This window comes from Streptomyces sp. CNS606 (assembly GCF_000426325.1).
This window is the reverse complement of record NZ_KE384521.1, coordinates 672,355-689,001: the sequence shown is the minus strand read 5'-3', so window position 1 is coordinate 689,001 and position 16,647 is coordinate 672,355. Positions and strand designations below refer to the sequence as shown.

11 protein-coding genes are annotated in these 16,647 nt (G+C 75.3%); 1 reads left to right on the top strand and 10 read right to left on the bottom strand.

The window, feature by feature from the left end:
• Positions 1 to 20: 20 nt before the first annotated feature.
• Positions 21 to 1,559 (bottom strand): PAS domain-containing protein, encoded by a 1,539-nt coding sequence (locus K304_RS30965; protein ID WP_078529606.1) that lies wholly within the window; start codon positions 1,557 to 1,559, stop codon positions 21 to 23.
• A 441-nt stretch (positions 1,560 to 2,000) separates the two neighbouring features.
• Positions 2,001 to 2,624, bottom strand: coding sequence for a pyridoxamine 5'-phosphate oxidase (pdxH, locus tag K304_RS0123870; RefSeq protein ID WP_027765770.1), 624 nt, complete (start codon positions 2,622 to 2,624; stop codon positions 2,001 to 2,003).
• A gap of 636 nt (positions 2,625 to 3,260) precedes the next feature.
• Between pdxH and K304_RS0123865 the strand changes: the two genes are divergently transcribed.
• Positions 3,261 to 4,361: a citrate synthase 2 gene (locus K304_RS0123865; RefSeq protein ID WP_027765769.1), complete on the top strand. Its 1,101-nt coding sequence runs from the start codon at positions 3,261 to 3,263 to the stop codon at positions 4,359 to 4,361.
• A 75-nt stretch (positions 4,362 to 4,436) separates the two neighbouring features.
• Here K304_RS0123865 and K304_RS0123860 read toward each other — a convergent pair whose 3' ends face one another.
• The 8 genes from K304_RS0123860 to K304_RS0123825 all read right to left on the bottom strand — a co-directional run bounded on the left by K304_RS0123860 (position 4,437) and on the right by K304_RS0123825 (position 16,547).
• Positions 4,437 to 5,033 (bottom strand): TetR/AcrR family transcriptional regulator, encoded by a 597-nt coding sequence (locus K304_RS0123860; RefSeq protein ID WP_027765768.1) that lies wholly within the window; start codon positions 5,031 to 5,033, stop codon positions 4,437 to 4,439.
• The gene (locus K304_RS0123855; protein WP_027765767.1) at positions 5,021 to 5,803 is read right to left on the bottom strand and encodes an enoyl-CoA hydratase family protein; all 783 of its coding nucleotides are present in this window, start codon (positions 5,801 to 5,803) and stop codon (positions 5,021 to 5,023) included. The genes K304_RS0123860 and K304_RS0123855 overlap by 13 nt, the downstream gene beginning before the upstream one ends.
• A 55-nt stretch (positions 5,804 to 5,858) precedes the next feature.
• The gene (locus K304_RS0123850; RefSeq protein ID WP_027765766.1) at positions 5,859 to 7,040 is read right to left on the bottom strand and encodes an acyl-CoA dehydrogenase family protein; all 1,182 of its coding nucleotides are present in this window, start codon (positions 7,038 to 7,040) and stop codon (positions 5,859 to 5,861) included.
• Between the two features lie 25 nt (positions 7,041 to 7,065).
• Positions 7,066 to 9,177: an ATP-binding protein gene (locus K304_RS0123845; protein ID WP_027765765.1), complete on the bottom strand. Its 2,112-nt coding sequence runs from the start codon at positions 9,175 to 9,177 to the stop codon at positions 7,066 to 7,068.
• A gap of 6 nt (positions 9,178 to 9,183) precedes the next feature.
• On the bottom strand, positions 9,184 to 10,788 hold the full coding sequence (locus K304_RS0123840; protein WP_027765764.1) for a carboxyl transferase domain-containing protein: 1,605 nt from the start codon (positions 10,786 to 10,788) through the stop codon (positions 9,184 to 9,186).
• Complete coding sequence (locus tag K304_RS0123835; RefSeq protein ID WP_027765763.1) at positions 10,785 to 12,494, bottom strand: acyclic terpene utilization AtuA family protein; 1,710 nt, start codon at positions 12,492 to 12,494, stop codon at positions 10,785 to 10,787. Before K304_RS0123835 ends, K304_RS0123840 begins: the two co-directional genes overlap by 4 nt.
• A gap of 62 nt (positions 12,495 to 12,556) precedes the next feature.
• Entirely contained in the window at positions 12,557 to 13,366 is an 810-nt protein-coding gene (locus tag K304_RS0123830; RefSeq protein ID WP_027765762.1) for a TIGR03084 family metal-binding protein, read from the bottom strand.
• A gap of 292 nt (positions 13,367 to 13,658) precedes the next feature.
• Positions 13,659 to 16,547: an FAD-binding and (Fe-S)-binding domain-containing protein gene (locus K304_RS0123825; RefSeq protein ID WP_078529602.1), complete on the bottom strand. Its 2,889-nt coding sequence runs from the start codon at positions 16,545 to 16,547 to the stop codon at positions 13,659 to 13,661.
• Positions 16,548 to 16,647: the final 100 nt, after the last annotated feature.

Here is a 16,647-nt window from a genome sequence, read left to right as displayed (position 1 = left end):
CGGCAGGAGCCCCGCCGCGGTCAGCCGCGGGTGGTGCGGGCGAGGTCGACCGCGGAGGCGAGGCGGACGGCGATGTCCTCGGCGTAGGAGGCGTCCGCGCGGTCGAAGCCGCGGCGGCTGGAGCCGCGCAGGAAGGTGACGACGCCCAGGGTGCGGCCGCGGCTGCGGAGCACCGCGCAGAGACCGTGCACCGTGCCGTCGGGCCATTTGCGCCCCTGCGCCCAGCCGGGCACGGCCGCACCTCCGACGCTGGTGCGCACGGTCGTGCCCCGGTCGTACGCCTGGACCGCCGGGTGGGTGGGCCCGTAGCCGACGGGGATGCCGCTGGCCAGGCCCGCCTCCACGACGGGTCCGTGCCCGTGGGACGAGGCCGGGGTGGCCGCCCCCCGCACCAGCGGCACCGGCGCGCCGCCGTCACCCTCCGGGGACGCCGGGCCGCCCACCGGGAGCAGGTCCAGCAGCGCGTGGTCGGCGAAGCCCGCGAGGGAGAAGTCGAGGTGGACGGCGGCCGCCTCCATCGGGTTCTCGCACTCTGCGGCGGCCCGCGCCGCGCGGTGCAGCTGGTTGTCCCGGAAGCGGAGCCGGGAGACGTCCTGCGCCGCCCGCTTCTCGTCGGTCACGTCGCGGAACAGCCAGGCCACGCCGAGCGGGACGGGCTCCTCCGCGAGCGGGGAGGCGAGGCGGAGGAAGCCGCTGCGCCAGCAGCGACCCCGGCGCCCGTCGCCGGATGCTCCCGCAGCGGGTGCCTGGGCGCCGGTCTGGCCGTCCTCCTCGCCGCGCTCGGCCTCGCGCCGCAGCGACACCCAGATCTCGGCCGGGGCGGGCGGCGCACCCTGCGCGAGCACGTGCTGCAGGGCGCTCTCCAGTTCGTCCAGGCCGTGGTCGAGGAGTTCGCCGAGCGGCCGTCCGAGGACGGCGGTGCGGGAGGTCAGGCGCAGGGCCCGCGCGGCGTGCGTGTTGACGACGGCGGGCCGCAGGTCGGCGTCGACCAGGACGACGCCCCAGGCGGCGTCCTCGAAGAGCGCCTCGCTCAGCGCGATGGACCGCTCCAGGTCGATCTGGGCGTGCACCTCGCTGAAGGCGCAGTAGACGCCGGTCGGTCTGCCGTCGGCACCCGCGACGCCGGAGGACTGCGTGCGCACGAGCACGCGCCCGCCGTCCTTGGTGACGAGGGCGAACTCGTGGACCTGGCGTCCGGGGGTGTCCATGGCGCCCAGCAGCCGGGGCTCGACGTGGGCGGCGTCGGCGCTGCGGACGGCCCAGCCGGCCAGCCCGCGGCGGCCGACGGCCTCTTCGGCGGTCCAGCCGAGGATGCGTTCGGCCTCGCGGTTCCAGTGGGTGACGACGCCGTCCGCGTCGAAGGCACAGAGCGCGGCGTCCATGCCGTCGAGGAGCGCGGCGAGCAGCAGCTCGTCGTCCGGGGAGCCGGCGGTGCCGCCCCCGCCCGCGGCACCGCCGGGATCGGCGCCGACGTGCTCGGCGCGGCTCTTCCCCGCGGCGCCACTCCCTCCGCCACCTGCGGCGGAGTGGTCGGAGTGGGTCTCTGACTGAGCAGTCACCTGGCACCCCCAGCTGGACGCTGCCTGCGCTGCGCGACCTGCGGCACGCACCGATCATTCAACTCGAAACGTGACCGGGGGCACACCGCCTCCGCGCAAATCGTTGCCGCCCCGAAATTCGTCGCCGCCGGGAAAACGGCTTGCCCGTGCCGGGAACCGCCTCCTACCGTGTGGGGCACACGAGAAGGGAGGTGGTTCGGTAGTGAGTGAGATCCGGACGCGTGAGGTGGCTGCGGCCTAGGGGCCGTACGTCACAGCGTGACGCCGGCACCGCCGGCCAATCCCGAGCAGTCACCCGGCCCGCGGGCTCGTCGGACTCGTCCGACCGACGCCCTTCCGCCCTCGCGGCGGAGGGAGTCGCCCGCGGGCCGTTCCCTTGCCCGGAGACGCCCGGAGCCTCCCGGAGACGCCCGGACCCGGCCCGAGCGGACGGCCCCCCCCCTACGGGCAGAGGCGCTCCACATCCCAGCCCGCTGCGGTGCGCACGTACCGCAGCCGGTCGTGCAGCCGGTTCTCCCGGCCCTGCCAGAACTCCACGGTCTCCGCGGCGACCCGGTAGCCGCCCCAGTGCGGCGGCGCCGGCACGTCCTCGCCCTCCGGGTAGCGGGCGGCCAGCTCGGCGTACGTGCGGTCCAGTTCGGCCCGCGAGGCGACGCGCGCAGACTGCTCACTGGCCCAGGCCCCCAGCTGCGAGCCGTGGGGCCGGGTGCGGAAGTAGGCGGCCGTCTCGTCGCGGCCGATGCGCCGCGCCGTGCCGCCGACGATCACCTGGCGGGCGATCCCGTGCCACGGGAAGAGCAGCGACACGTGCGGGTTCTCCGCGATCTCCCGGCCCTTGCGGGACCCGTGGTGGGTGAAGAAGACGAAGCCGCGGGCGTCGTACCGCTTCAGCAGCACCGTGCGCGAGCTGGGGCGGCCGTCCGCGTCGGCGGTGGAGACGACCATCGCGTTCGGCTCGTGCAGCCCGCTCTCCGCCGCCTGCGCGAACCAGAGCGCGAACTGCTCGTACGGATCCGCCTCGAGATCGTCCTCGCCGAGTCCTTCCGCCCGGTACAGGGCGCGCATCGCGGCCGGGTCGAGCGTGGGGCGCCCGGCGTGGGCCCGGGCCTGGGCGGAAGCGTCGTCGGCGTGTGGCACGCCCCCATCTTGGCCCATCGCCTCCGCGGCCGGAACGGCCCGCCCGCCGGTCCGTACGCGGCGGAGATCCGGTTCCGGCAAGGCGGAGGTCCGGCCGGGACGGGCCGTCAGGGGCCGGGGCGGCGCGTGTTCCCTCGCGTTGCCGCGGATACACCTGTGATCGATGATCGAGCAGTGTGCCGCTTCTCACCCTTCCCTCACCGCTGTCGGGTCCCTCAAAATCGCTCCGCGGGACACTGTGGCCTTTCGACAGACGGGGCTATCGTGTGCCGTCCGGCAGAGCTGGGTGACCTCCAGCCGCACGGGGCACGACCGGGGAGCCTCCGGGACGTGGTCCGCCGGGAACCCGCAGCGGGCGGGCGACCGCCCGGCACCCGACCGGGCGAACGGCAGGGACCGCGGTCCGTACGGCGCGCACGAGGCACGCGGTCCGGCAGGGCTCGCGTACCGACGCGGTACATCCGGCACGCGCGGACTCCCGGTCCGCCGGCACCACCCGCCTGGTCACCAGTCGCCGTCGACCTGCCGGCCACACCCGCCGGCACGACCACGAGGAGCCGCCTGATGTCCGACTTCGTACCCGGACTCGAGGGAGTCGTCGCGTTCGAGACGGAGATCGCCGAACCCGACAAGGAAGGCGGAGCCCTCCGCTACCGAGGCGTGGACATCGAGGACCTGGTCGGCCACGTCTCCTTCGGCAACGTGTGGGGACTGCTCGTGGACGGGGACTTCAGCCCCGGCCTGCCGCCCGCCGAGCCGTTCCCCATCCCGGTGCACTCGGGGGACATCCGGGTCGACGTGCAGTCGGCGCTCGCCATGCTCGCCCCCGTGTGGGGCCTGAGGCCGCTGCTCGACATCGACGAACGGCAGGCCCGCGACGACCTGGCCCGCGCGGCCGTCATGGCCCTCTCCTACGTGGCCCAGTCCGCGCGCGGACAGGGCCTGCCGATGGTGCCGCAGAAGGAGATCGACAAGGCCGACACCGTCGTCGAGCGCTTCATGAAGCGCTGGCGCGGCGAGCCGGACCCGAAGCACGTGGCCGCGGTCGACGCGTACTGGACGTCGGCGGCGGAGCACGGCATGAACGCCTCCACCTTCACGGCGCGCGTCATCGCCTCCACCGGCGCGGACGTCGCGGCCTCGCTCTCGGGCGCCGTCGGCGCCATGTCCGGGCCGCTGCACGGCGGTGCGCCGTCCCGCGTGCTGGGCATGATCGAGGAGATCGAGCGCGAGGGCGACGCCACGGCGTACGTGAAGAGGCAGCTGGACCGCGGCGAGCGGCTGATGGGCTTCGGCCACCGCGTCTACCGCGCGGAGGACCCGCGGGCGCGGGTGCTGCGCCGCACCGCGAAGGAGCTGGCCGCGCCCCGCTTCGAGGTCGCGGAGGCGCTGGAGAAGGCCGCCCTCGCGGAGCTGCGCGCCCGGCGCCCGGACCGGGTGCTGGAGACCAACGTGGAGTTCTGGGCGGCGATCGTCCTGGACTTCGCGGAGGTGCCGGCGCACATGTTCACCTCCATGTTCACCTGCGCCCGGACGGCCGGCTGGTCGGCGCACGTCCTGGAGCAGAAGCGGACGGGCCGCCTGGTGCGGCCTTCGGCGCGGTACGTCGGGCCCGAGGCCCGCAGCCCGCACGACGTGCCGGGATACGGCGCCGCCGCACACTGACCGGCGCCCCGCACCGGACCCCGGCCCGCCCGTCCGTCCGTCCGGGCCGGGGTGGGCCGGGGTCCGGACGGACGGTCAGCTCACCGGGCGGGACAGCGCGGTGTCGAGCAGGGCGGCCCATTGGGCGACGACACGGGCGCGGCGGGCGCTGTCGTCGGTGAGCAGGTTCGCGAGACCCAGTCCGCGCGCCATGTCGAGCAGCCCCTGCACCGTCTCCCGTACGCCCGGCACGCTCTCGTCCGCGCCGAGCAGTTCCACCGCCATGCGGTGCGTCTCCCGCCCGATCCGCGTTTCCAGCGCGGTGACCCTGGGGCCGAGCTGCGGCTCGTTGGAGGCCGCGACCCACAGCTGCAGGGCCGCCCGGAACAGCGGCCCGGTGTAGAGGCCGACGACCGTCTCCACGGCCGCCCGCGTGGTGGCCGGGGACGGGAGGTCCCGCAGGAGCGCCGAGCGTTCCTCCGCGACGTACTCGACGGCGGCGGTGAACAGGTCCTCACGGGTGGGGAAATGGTGCTGGGCGGCGCCGCGCGAGACGCCGGCGTGCTCGGCGACGACCGTGACCGTGCTGCCCGACCAGCCGTGCTCGGCGAGGCAGGTCACGGCGGACTCCAGCAGCCGGCGGCGGGTGACGCGGCTGCGGTCCTGCTTGGGGCCGTCGGTCAGTGCACCCATCCCGGGTCCCGTCGTTCGAGGAAGGCCGTCATGCCCTCCCGCGCCTCGTCGGAGGCGAAGAGCCGCGCGGAGAGCTCTGCGAGGCTATCGGTGTCGCGGTCGAAGGCCCGCAGCACCTCGGCCGTGGCCAGCCGTTTCGACTCCGCGAGCCCTTGGGGGGAGCCGCGGCGCAACCCGTCCAGTACGGGTTCCAGCGCCTCGTCCACGTCCTGCGCGGCGACCGTCACCAGCCCGATGCGTGCGGCTTCGGCCGCGTCGAAGCGTTCGCCGGTGAGGAAGTAGCGCCCCACGGCGCGTGGGTCGACGCGCGGCAGCAGGGGCAGGGAGATGACGGCCGGGGCCAGGCCGAGCCGCGCCTCGGTGAAGGCGAAGCTCGCGCCCGGCCCCGCCACGGCGATGTCGCAGGCGGCGACCAGGCCGGTGCCGCCGGCGCGGACGTGGCCGACGACCCGGGCGACGACCGGCTTGGGGAAGGCGACGAGGGTCCGCAGCAGCCGGGCCAGGCTCAGCGGGGCGTCCGTCGGCCCCTCCGCACGGCCCGCCTCGGCGAGGTCGGCGCCCGCGCAGAACGTACCGCCGGTGTGCGTGAGGACGACGGCGCGGACCGCGTCGTCCTTCTCCGCGGCGGCCAGCGTCTCGTACAGCTCGGCGACCAGGCGCCGGGACAGCGCGTTGCGGTTGTGCGGCGAGTCGAGGGTGAGGGTGGCGATGCCGTCGGTGCGCGTGGTGCGGACGAGGGGTTCGTCCGGGTTCGGGGTGGCGTTCACGATGTCCTCTCCGGGGGACGCGGCGGACGGGATCAGGGGGCCGGCGCGGCGGACGGGCTCAGTAGGACTTGGGCAGGCCGAGGCTCTGGTGCGACACGTAGTTGAGGATCATCTCCCGGCTCACCGGGGCGATCCGGGCCACCCGGGCGGCCGTGACCAGGGAGGCGAGGCCGTACTCGCGGGTGAGGCCGTTGCCGCCGAGGGTGTGCACGGCCTGGTCGACGGCCTTCACGCAGGCCTCGGCCGCCGCGTACTTCGCCATGTTGGCCGCCTCGCCCGCGCCCGTGTCGTCCCCGGCGTCGTAGAGGACGGCAGCCTTCCGCATCATCAGGCGGGCCAGCTCGATCTCGATGTGCGCCTGCGCGAGCGGGTGGGCGATGGCCTGGTGGGCGCCGATCGGTTCCTTCCACACCTGGCGGGTGCGCGCGTAGTCCAGCGCCCGGTCGAGCGCGAAGCGAGCCATGCCGAGTGCGAACGCGGCCGTCATGATGCGCTCCGGGTTGAGCCCGGCGAAGAGCTGGAGGAGCCCCGCGTCCTCGTCGCCGACCAGCGCGTCGGCGGGCAGCCGCACGTCGTCCAGCACCAGCTCGAACTGCTTCTCCGGCGCCGCGAGTTCCATGTCGATGAGGTGGCGGGAGAAGCCGGGGGTGTCGCGGGGCACGACGAACAGGCAGGGCTTGAGCCTGCCGGTGCGTGCGTCCTCGGTGCGGCTGACGATGAGCGTGGCGTCACTGATGTCGACTCCGGAGACGAACACCTTGCGGCCGTTGAGCACCCAGTCCGTCCCGTCCCGGCGGGCGGTGGTGGTGATGCGGTGCGCGTTGGAGCCGGCGTCCGGCTCGGTGATGCCGAACGCCATCTTCCGCGTGCCGTCGCCGAGACCGGGCAGCCAGGCGCGCTTCTGCGCGTCCGTGCCGAAGCGGGCTATCACCGTGCCGGTGATGGCCGGGGTGACGATCAGCATCAGCAGCGGCGAGCCCGCCGCGCCCAGTTCCTCCAGGACGACGGACAGCTCCGTGATGCCCTGGCCCCCGCCGCCGTACGCCTCGGGAAGGCTGACGGAGAGGTAGCCGAGCTTGCCGGCCTCCTGCCACAGCTCGTGGGTGTGCCGGCCGGCGCGGAGCGCCTCCTCGAAGTACGGGCGCCCGTACCGCCTGCCCAGCGCGGCGACGGCGTCGCGCAGGGCGCGCTGCTCCTCGGTCTCCAGCAGGCCGCCTGCGACGGCGTGTTGCGTGGTCATGAGCGGGTCCTCTCCTCGGAGTGGCTCACTGCGCGGCTTCCGGTGGGGTGACGACGGCGAGCGTGGTGCCCGGCTGGACCTGGTCGCCGGGGGCGACGGGGAGGGAGCGGAGGATGCCGGTGACGGGAGCGGCGACGCGGTGCTCCATCTTCATCGCCTCCAGCCACAACAGCGCCTGCCCGGCGGCCACTTCGGCGCCCACCTCGATCCCCTCGGCCAGCCGCACCACCGTGCCCGGGGTCTCGGCGAGGAGCGAGCCCGGCTCCGTACGGTCCTCGAGGTCGGGGAACGCCGGCCGGGCGGTGAACGTCCAGGCGCCCGGGGACGCGTCGACGCAGACCCGGCCGTCGTCGTACCGCGCGACGTCGAACGCCCGCTCCACACCGTCGGCTTCGAGTACGACGCGGCCCGGGGCGGGCGGCCGGGTCACCCTTACGCCGGGGAAGTCCTCGGCCGGCGGGGTCGGCCGGCCGTCCGACCAGTGGTAGCGGATCTCCAGGTCGCCGCCGTCCGGATCGCCGCCGTCACCGTCGCCGCCGTCACCGCCTCCCGGCGCGGGAACGGCGCGGTACGCCTTCCGGTGCGGCCTGGAGGGCACGTTGCGCCAGCCGCCCATCCGCGCCGCCGTTCCGGCGCCGGGCGCGGCGGTCCGCGCGGCCGCGTCGGCCAGGGCGGCGGCCAGTGCGGCGAGCCGTGCCGCGCGCGGGTCCTCCCCGGCGGCGACCAGGTCCGGGAGGTGCCGGTCGTAGAAGCCGGTGTCGACGCGGCCGGCGGCGAAGTCCGGGTGCCGCAGCGAGCGGACGAGCAGGTCGCGGTTGGTCACCGGCCCGTGCACGCGCGCCCGTTCCAGCGCGCCCGCCAGACGCCGTACGGCCTCCCGCCGCGTCGGCGCCCAGGCGATGGCCTTCGCGAGCATCGGGTCGTAGTGGACGGTGACCAGGTCGCCGTCGGCGAAGCCCGCGTCCAGCCGCAGCCCGGTGCCGGTGCCGGTGCCGGTGGAGGTGGAGGGTCCGCCCGCGCCCGCGCCGTCGCGCCCGTCGCCGTTCCGGCCCCGGCCGCCGAACGGCAGCGCGCCCGGCAGGCGCAGGCGGTGCAGCCGCCCGGTCTGCGGCTGCCAGCCGCGCGCCGGGTCCTCCGCGTACAGGCGGACCTCGACGGCGTGTCCGCGCGGCGTCGGCGGACCCTCCTGCGGCAGCGGGGCTCCCTCCGCGACGTGGAGTTGCAGCGCCACCAGGTCCAGCCCGTACACGCACTCGGTGACGGGGTGCTCGACCTGGAGGCGGGTGTTCATCTCCAGGAAGTACGCCCGCCCGTCGTCCGCGACGAGGAACTCCACGGTCCCCGCGCCCTCGTAGGCCACCGCGCGCGCCGCGGCCTCGGCGGCGCGGTGCAGCGCGTCCCGGGTCTCCTCGCTCAGCCCGGGCGCCGGCGCCTCCTCGATCACCTTCTGGTGCCGGCGCTGGAGCGAGCAGTCCCGCGTGCCGAGCACCCACACGCCGCCGTGCGCGTCGGCGAGCACCTGCACCTCGACGTGCCGGCCGCGCTCGACGTACGGCTCGACGAACACCTCGCCGTCGCCGAAGGCCGACGCCGCCTCCGCCGAGGCGGCACGGATCTCGCCGTCCAGGGCGCCGAGTTCGCGCACCACCCGCATCCCGCGCCCGCCGCCGCCCGCCGCGGCCTTGACCAGCAGCGGAAGGTCGTCCGGCGTCGCGTCCTCCGCGTGCAGCGCGGCCAGCAGCGGCACCCCGGCCTCCGCCATGACCCGCTTGGCCCGCGTCTTGGAGGCCATCGCCTCGATCGCCTCCGGGGGCGGCCCGATCCACACCAGCCCGGCGTCCCGCACGGCCCGCGCGAAGCCGGCGTTCTCGGAGAGGAACCCGTACCCCGGGTGGACGGCGTCCGCGCCCGCGGCCAGCGCCGCCTTCACCAGCAGGTCGCCGCGAAGGTAGGTGTCGGCGGGGGCGTCGCCCGGCAGCCGTACGGCGGCGTCGGCCTCCCGTACGTGGGGCGCGTCGGCGTCCGGGTCCGCGTACACGGCGACGGTGGCCAGGCCCCGTTCGCGGCAGGTGCAAAAGACCCGCCGGGCGATCTCACCCCGGTTGGCGACCAGCACACTGGTGATCTCTGCAGTCATCCCGCCTCACATCCGGAAGACGCCGAAGCCGCCGCGCGCGCCCGCCACCGGGGCGTTGTGCACGGCCGACAGGCACAGGCCGAGGACCGTCCGCGTGTCGCGGGGGTCGATGACGCCGTCGTCGTAGAGCCGCCCGGAGAGGAACATCGGCAGCGACTCGGACTCGATCTGCTCCTCCACCATGGCGCGCAGCGCCGCGTCGTTCTCCTCGTCGTACGGCTTGCCCTTCGCCGCCGCGGACTCGCGCATCACGATGGACAGCACCCCGGCGAGCTGCTGCGGCCCCATCACCGCGGACTTGGCGCTGGGCCAGGCGAAGAGGAAACGCGGCTCGTAGGCCCGGCCGCACATGCCGTAGTGGCCGGCGCCGTAGCTGGCGCCCATCAGCACCGACAGGTGCGGCACCTTCGAGTTGGAGACCGCGTTGATCATCATCGCGCCGTGCTTGATGATGCCGCCCTGCTCGTACTCCCGGCCCACCATGTAGCCGGTGGTGTTGTGGAGGAAGACCAGCGGCACGTCCCGCTGGTTGGCGAGCTGGATGAACTGGGTGGCCTTCTGCGACTCCTCGCTGAAGAGCACGCCGCGCGCGTTCGCGAGGATGCCGACCGGGTAGCCGTGCAGCCGGGCCCAGCCGGTCGTCAGGCTCGTCCCGTACAGCGGTTTGAACGCGTCGAAGTCCGAGTCGTCGACGAGGCGGGCGATCACCTCCCGCGGGTCGAACGGCACTTTCAGGTCGCCGGGCACCACGCCGAGCAGTTCGTCCGCGTCGTACCGCGGCGGACGTACGGCGTCCGGCGGCGGGTCGGGCTGCGCCTTGCGGTGGTGGAGGCGGGCGACGACGCGGCGCGCCTGCCGCAGCGCGTCCGGCTCGTCGACGGCGAAGTGGTCGGCGAGTCCGGAGACGCGGGCGTGCATGTCGGCGCCGCCCAGCTCCTCGTCGCCGGACTCCTCCCCGGTGGCCATCTTCACCAGCGGCGGACCGCCGAGGAAGACCTTCGCCCGCTCCTTGACCATGATCACGTGGTCCGACATGCCCGGCACGTACGCGCCGCCGGCGGTGGAGTTGCCGAACACCACGGCCACGGTGGGGATACCGGCCTCGCTCAGCCGGGTCAGATCGCGGAACAGCGCGCCGCCGGGGATGAAGATCTCCTTCTGGCTGGGCAGGTCCGCGCCGCCGCTCTCCACGAGGCTGATCACCGGCAGCCGGTTGACGCGCGCGATCTCGTGCGCCCGCAGCGCCTTCCGCAGCGTCCACGGATTGCTGGCCCCGCCGCGCACCGTGGGGTCGTTGGCGCTGATCAGGCACTCGACGCCCTCGACCACGCCGACGCCCGTCACCAGCGAGGCGCCCACGGTGTAGTCGCTGCCCCAGCCGGCCAGCGGCGACAGCTCCAGGAACGGGGTGTCCGGGTCGAGCAGCAGCTCGATGCGCTCCCGGGCGAGCAGCTTGCCGCGCTCCCGGTGCCGTGCGACGTACTTCTCGCCCCCGCCTGCGACCGCGCCCGCGTGCTCGGTCTCCAGCGCGGCCAGCTTCTCCAGCATGGCCTCCCGGTTCGCGGCGTAGTCCGCCCCGGTGACGTCCAGCGTGGAACGCAGCGCGGTCACAGCAACTCCTCCGGTACCTCGACGTGCCGGGCGCGCAGCCACTCCCCCAGCGCCTTGCCCTGCGGGTCGAAGCGGGCCTGTGCGGCGACGCCCTCGCCGAGGACGCCGTCGAGGCGGAAGTTCAGCGCCCGCAGGTTCGGCAGCACGTACCGCGTCACCGGCAGGTCGGCGACCTCGGGGAGCAGGGCACGCAGCCGGTCGGCGGTCAGCTCGTGCACCAGCAGGCGCCACACCTCCTCCGCCCGTGCGCCGTCCGGGACCCACACCCCGACGTTCGCGCTGCCGCCCTTGTCGCCGCTGCGCGCTCCGACCAGTGCGCCGAGCGGCGCCCTCCGGGTCCGCCCGCGGGGCACGTACGGCTCCGGCAGCGGCGGCTCCGGCAGCTCGGCCGGCTCCCCGGTCCGCCGCGGGGGCGGGACCTCCTCTCGGCGGCCGTCCGGCAGCACCGCGGTGTGCGGCACGTCGCCCGCCGGCACGTACGCGGCCTCGAACACGCCGTACGGCGCGCCCTTCCCGGGTGGTGCGGTGACGTGGAAGCCGGGGTAGCTCGCCAGCGCCAGCTCGACGGCGGCGCCGCTCACCGCACGTCCGACCCGCGCCTCGTCGGGGTCGCGGACGACGAGCCGCAGCAGCGCGCTCGCCTCCTCCTGCACGTCGGCGTCCACCCGGTCCGTGCGGGCGAGCGTCCACCGCACCTCGCGCGGGCGGCCCTCGGGTACGGCGGCGAAGTGCGCCTCCATCTGCTCCCGCACCAGCGCCGCCTTCGCCTCCACGTCGAGGCCGGTGAGGACGAACACCACCTCGTTGCGGTGTCCGCCCAGCCGGGTCAGCCCGACCTTCAGCGTGGGCGGCGGCGCCTCGCCCCGCACCCCCTCGATCCGCACCCGGTCCGGCCCGTCGGGCGCCAGCCGTACGCGGTCCAGCCGCGCGGTGACGTCCGGCCCGGCGTAGCGGGGGCGGTCGGTCTCGTAGAGGAGCTGCGCGGTGACCGTGCCGACGGTGACGGCGCCGCCCGTGCCGGGGTGCTTGGTGACGACGGACGACCCGTCGCGCCGTATCTCCGCCAGCGGGAAGCCCGGCCGACGCACGTCGACGCCCTCGCGGGCGAACAGCGCGTAGTTGCCGCCGGTGGCCTGCGCCCCGCACTCCAGCACGTGCCCGGCGACGACCGCCCCGGCGAGGGCGTCCAGGTCGTCCTCCGCCCAGCCGAAGTGGGCGGCGGCCGCGCCGCCGACCAGCGCCGCGTCCGTGACCCGGCCCGTCACCACGACGTCCGCGCCCGCGCGCAGGCAGGCGGCGATGCCGCCGCCGCCCAGGTAGGCGTTGGCGGTGAGCACCCCCTCGCCCCAGCCTCCCCGCGCCCGCAGGTCGTCGCCCTCCACGTGCGCCACCCGCGCCGGCACCCCGACGCGCTCGGCCAACTCCCGTACGGCGTCCGCCAGTCCGGCGGGATTGAGGCCGCCCGCGTTCGCGACCAGGGCGACACCCCGCTCACGGGCCAGCCCGAGCCCTTCCTCCAACTGCCGCAGAAAGGTGCGGGCGTAGCCCCGCGAGGGGTCCTTCATCCGGTCGCGCCCGAGGATGAGCATGGTCAGCTCGGCCAGGTAGTCGCCGGTCAGTACGTCCAGCGGGCCGCCGGTGAGCATCTCGCGCAGCGCGTCGAACCGGTCCCCGTAGAAGCCGGAGGCGTTGCCGACACGCAGCACCTCCGGATCGCGTGCGTGGGGATCGCGTGGGCGGGGATCACGTGTGTGGGGATCACGTGCGTTCACCGGGCACCTCCGGTCGTCGGCCTGCGTCCTGCTCCGGGCGGCCCGGCGAACGCCTGGGCGATGTCAAGCCAGCGCTCCGCGTCCGCGCCTTCGGCGCGAAGGGCGGTGTCGCCACGGTGGACGCGTTGGGTGACGAGCAGGCAGAAGTCCGGCGCCGGACCGGTCACTCGCTGCGCCGCGTCCTCCGGGCCGTACGCCCAGGCCGCCTCGTCCCCGCCGGGCCCGGGGAAGCTCAGCTCGACGCGGAACGACTCCCCCGGCGGCTCCAGCCCGCGCACCGCGTACGCGAAGTCGCGGGTGCGCACGCCCAGCCAGGCGACGTGCCGCAGCCGCACGGTCGGCTCCCGGCGCACCCCGAGGGCGGCGGCCACGTCCTCGCCGTGCGCCCAGGTCTCCATCAGCCGCGCGGTGGCCATGCCGGCGGCGCCCATCGGCGGGCCGTACCACGGGATGCGGTGCGACCCGGGCAGCTCGGCCAGTGCGCGAGCCAGCTCCAGACGCCCCACGCGCCAGCGCGCCAGCAGGGCGTGCGGCGCATCGGCGGCGCCCTGCGCGGCGCCCTCGTCGACGAAGTCGGTCAGCGAGCCGCCGTCCGCCAGCGCGGCGAGCGCATCCTCCACCTCCCGCCGGAACGCGGCCTCGTCCCGCACGGCGAGCAGCGCGCGCCGGTCCGTCCAGGCCAGGTGGGCGATCTGGTGGGCGACCGTCCAGCCGGACGCGGGCGTCGGGGCGGACCACTGTGCGGCGGAGGCGTCCGCGACCAGGGCGTCCAGCTCCTCGCCCTCGGCCCGCAGGTCCGCAAGCACCTGATCGGCTGCTCCTGCCACCACACACCTCTCCGGGAAGGGGTCGGAGCTTCAGCGTGGCAGGCAACCCGGAAAGAATCAAGCATGCTTGCATGTTTTTTCACGGGCTTCGCTGAGTGGTGGTGTGAGTGTCGTGCCGGATGGCACTGAGAACCACCAACCGCCCCCGACCACGCACCGGTTCACGGGCCCGGACGCGCGCCCACACCCGCGCCCGCACCCGCGCCGCCGCAGGCGCGCACCCGCGCCCACGCACCCACACGAACCCCCAGGCCCTACCCCGGGCACCGCTCTACCCCTTCTCCCCCAGGGCCTCGGCCAGGACTTCCGCCAGGTGGCGGCTGGGGCGGCCGTCGTCGAGCTGTTCCAGCTGGGTGCGGCAGGAGTAGCCGTCCGCCAGGACCTCCGTCGCCGGGTCGGCGGCCACGGCCGCCCGTACGGAGGGCAGCAGCTGGTCCTCCGCGCAGGCTGCGGACACCTCGTAGTGCCCCTCCTCGAAGCCGAAGTTGCCGGCCAGGCCGCAGCAGCCGCCGCTCAACTCGCCGACCAGTCCGGCCCGTTCACGCAGCCGCCGCTCTGCGGCGTCGCCCAGCACGGCGTGCTGGTGGCAGTGGGTCTGTCCGGCGACCGGCCGGTCCACGCGCGGCGGGTCCCAGTCCGGGGCGTACTCCTCCAGGGTCTCGGCGAAGGTGCGCACCGCCGACGCCAGCCGCTTCGCGCGCGGGTCGTCGCCCAGCAGCTCGGGCAGGTCGGTCTTCAGCGCCGCCGCGCAGGGCGGCTCCAGCACGGCGACCGGCAGGCCGGCGTCCAGGGCGGGTTCGATCCGGTCCAGGGTCCGCCGCATCACCTTCCGGGCCTGGTCGAGCTGGCCCGTGGACACGTACGTCAGCCCGCAGCACACCTGCTGCGGGGGGACGGCCAGCCGCAGCCCGGCGTCCTGAAGGACCCGCACGGCCGCCGAACCGGCCTCCGGGGAGAGGTAGTTGGTGAAGGTGTCAGGCCACAGCACCACCCGCTGCCCCGCGCCGCCGCCCTGTTCCGCCATGCCGCGCCGGCTCTGCCTGCGCCACCAGCGGGTGAACGACCCGTGCGGAAGCCGCGGGATGTCCCGCTCCGGGGCGATCCCGCCCAGCCGCTTGCCGACCGCGGCCAGCGGTCCGACGGCCGCGCCGACGTTGAGCAGCGGCGCGCTGCGCGTGGCGTCGACGAGGCGCAGCCACTGCGGCAGCCGGCCCATCGAGTAGTGCGCCATGGGCCGGCGCCGCCCCTCGTAGTGGTGGTGCAGGAACTCCGCCTTGTACGTGGCCATGTCGACGCCGACCGGGCAGTCGCTGCGGCAGCCCTTGCACGACAGGCACAGGTCGAGCGCGTCGTGCACCTCCTGCGAGCGCCAGCCGTCCGTCACGACCTCCCCGGCCAGCATCTCGTGCAGCAGCCGCGCCCGGCCGCGTGTCGAGTGCTGCTCCTCGCCGGTGGCACGGAACGACGGGCACATCACGTTCGCCCCTGCCGTGGTGTTGCGGCACTTGGCGACGCCGACGCAGCGGCGCACGGCGGCGGAGAAGTCGCCGTCGTCGTGCGGGTAGCCGAACTCCACATCCACGGGCCGGCGCGGCAGCGACGCGAAGCGCAGGTTGTCGTCGATGCGGTCGGGGCGGGCGAGGATGCCGGGGTTGAGGCCGTTCACGGGGTCCCAGAGGTCCTTGAAGCGGTGGAACAGCTCCACCATCTCCGGGCCGTACATCCGCGGGAGCAGTTCGGCCCGCGCCTGCCCGTCGCCGTGCTCGCCGGACAGCGATCCGCCGTGCGCGACGACGAGGCCGGCCAGGTCGTGGGAGAAGGCGCGGAAGTGCCGGATGCCCTCCGGGCGGATCAGGTCGAAGTCGATGCGGACGTGGATGCAGCCGTCCCCGAAGTGCCCGTACGGCAGGCCGCGCAGGTCGTACTCGCGCAGCAGCTTGCGGAAGTCGCGCAGGTACGCGCCCAGGCGCTCCGGCGGCACCGCGCAGTCCTCCCAGCCCGGCCACGCCTCGCCGCCGCCCGGTACGCGGGTGGCGGTGCCCGACGCGTCCTCGCGCACCCGCCACAGCGCGCGCTGCCCGGCCGGGTCGGCGACCACGCTGTGGTCGGTGGTGCCCTCGGCCGCGGCCCGGCACAGCTGCTCGGCGCGGGCCCGCGCCTCGGCGCCGTCCGCGCCGCCGGTCTCGACGAAGAGCCAGGCCCCGCCGCGCGGCAGGGAGGCCCGTGCGGCGTCGGAGACCAGGTCGTTGGCCATGCCCTCCACGGTCAGCGGGCCGTGCGGCAGCAGGGCGGCGGCGGCCTCCGCGGCGGCCGACTCGTCGGCGTAGGCGAGGACGGCGAGCGCGCGGGCGGCGGGCGCGGGCACGAGGCGTACGGTCGCCTCGGTGAGCACCCCGAGGGTGCCCTCGCTGCCGGTGAAGGCGCGCGCCCAGTCCTCGTCCTTCTCGGGCAGCAACTCGTCCAGGGCGTATCCGGAGATGCGGCGCGGCAGTTCGGGGAAGCCGGTGCGCAGCCGGGAGAGGTCGCCGTTCACCAGGGCGCGCACCGGGTTCCGCAGGTTCGCCGGCACGCCGCCCCCGCCGGGGCCGAGCACGGCGCGTTCGCCCGCGTAGGTCAGGACGTCGAGTTCGTGCACGTTGTCGGCGGTGGTGCCCCAGGCGACGGAGTGGGAGCCGCACGAGTTGTTGCCGATCATGCCGCCGAGCGTGCAGCGGCTGTGGGTGGAGGGGTCCGGGCCGAAGGTGAGTCCGTACTGCGCGACGGCGTTCCGCAGGTCGTCGAGGATCACGCCGGGCTGCACCAGGGCGGTGCGCGAGCCGGGGTCGACCGCGCGGATGGCGTTCATGTGCCGGGTGAAGTCCAGGACGACGCCGAGGCCGGTCGCCTGCCCCGCGATGGACGTGCCGCCGCCGCGCGCGACCACCGGCACGCCGCGCTCGCGGCACACGGCGAGGGTCGCCGCGACGTCGTCGGCGTCGCGCGGGGCGACGATGCCGAGCGGCACGCGGCGGTAGTTCGAGGCGTCCATGGTGAAGAGCGCGCGGTCGGCGGCGCCGAACTCCACCTCGCCGCGCACCGCCCCGCGGAGCGCCGCCTCGGTGTCCCGCGCCCCTGCCCCGGCCGCCGGCCCGGCCCCTGCTGCGTCCTTAGCTGCTGCCATGCCCCCAGCGTGCAGCCTCGCCCCCCGTTTCGGGGAGGGGCACACCCGGGCCGCCCCGGGGTTTTCCCACTCCCGCCCCGGGGGCCGTGCCGCCGGTATT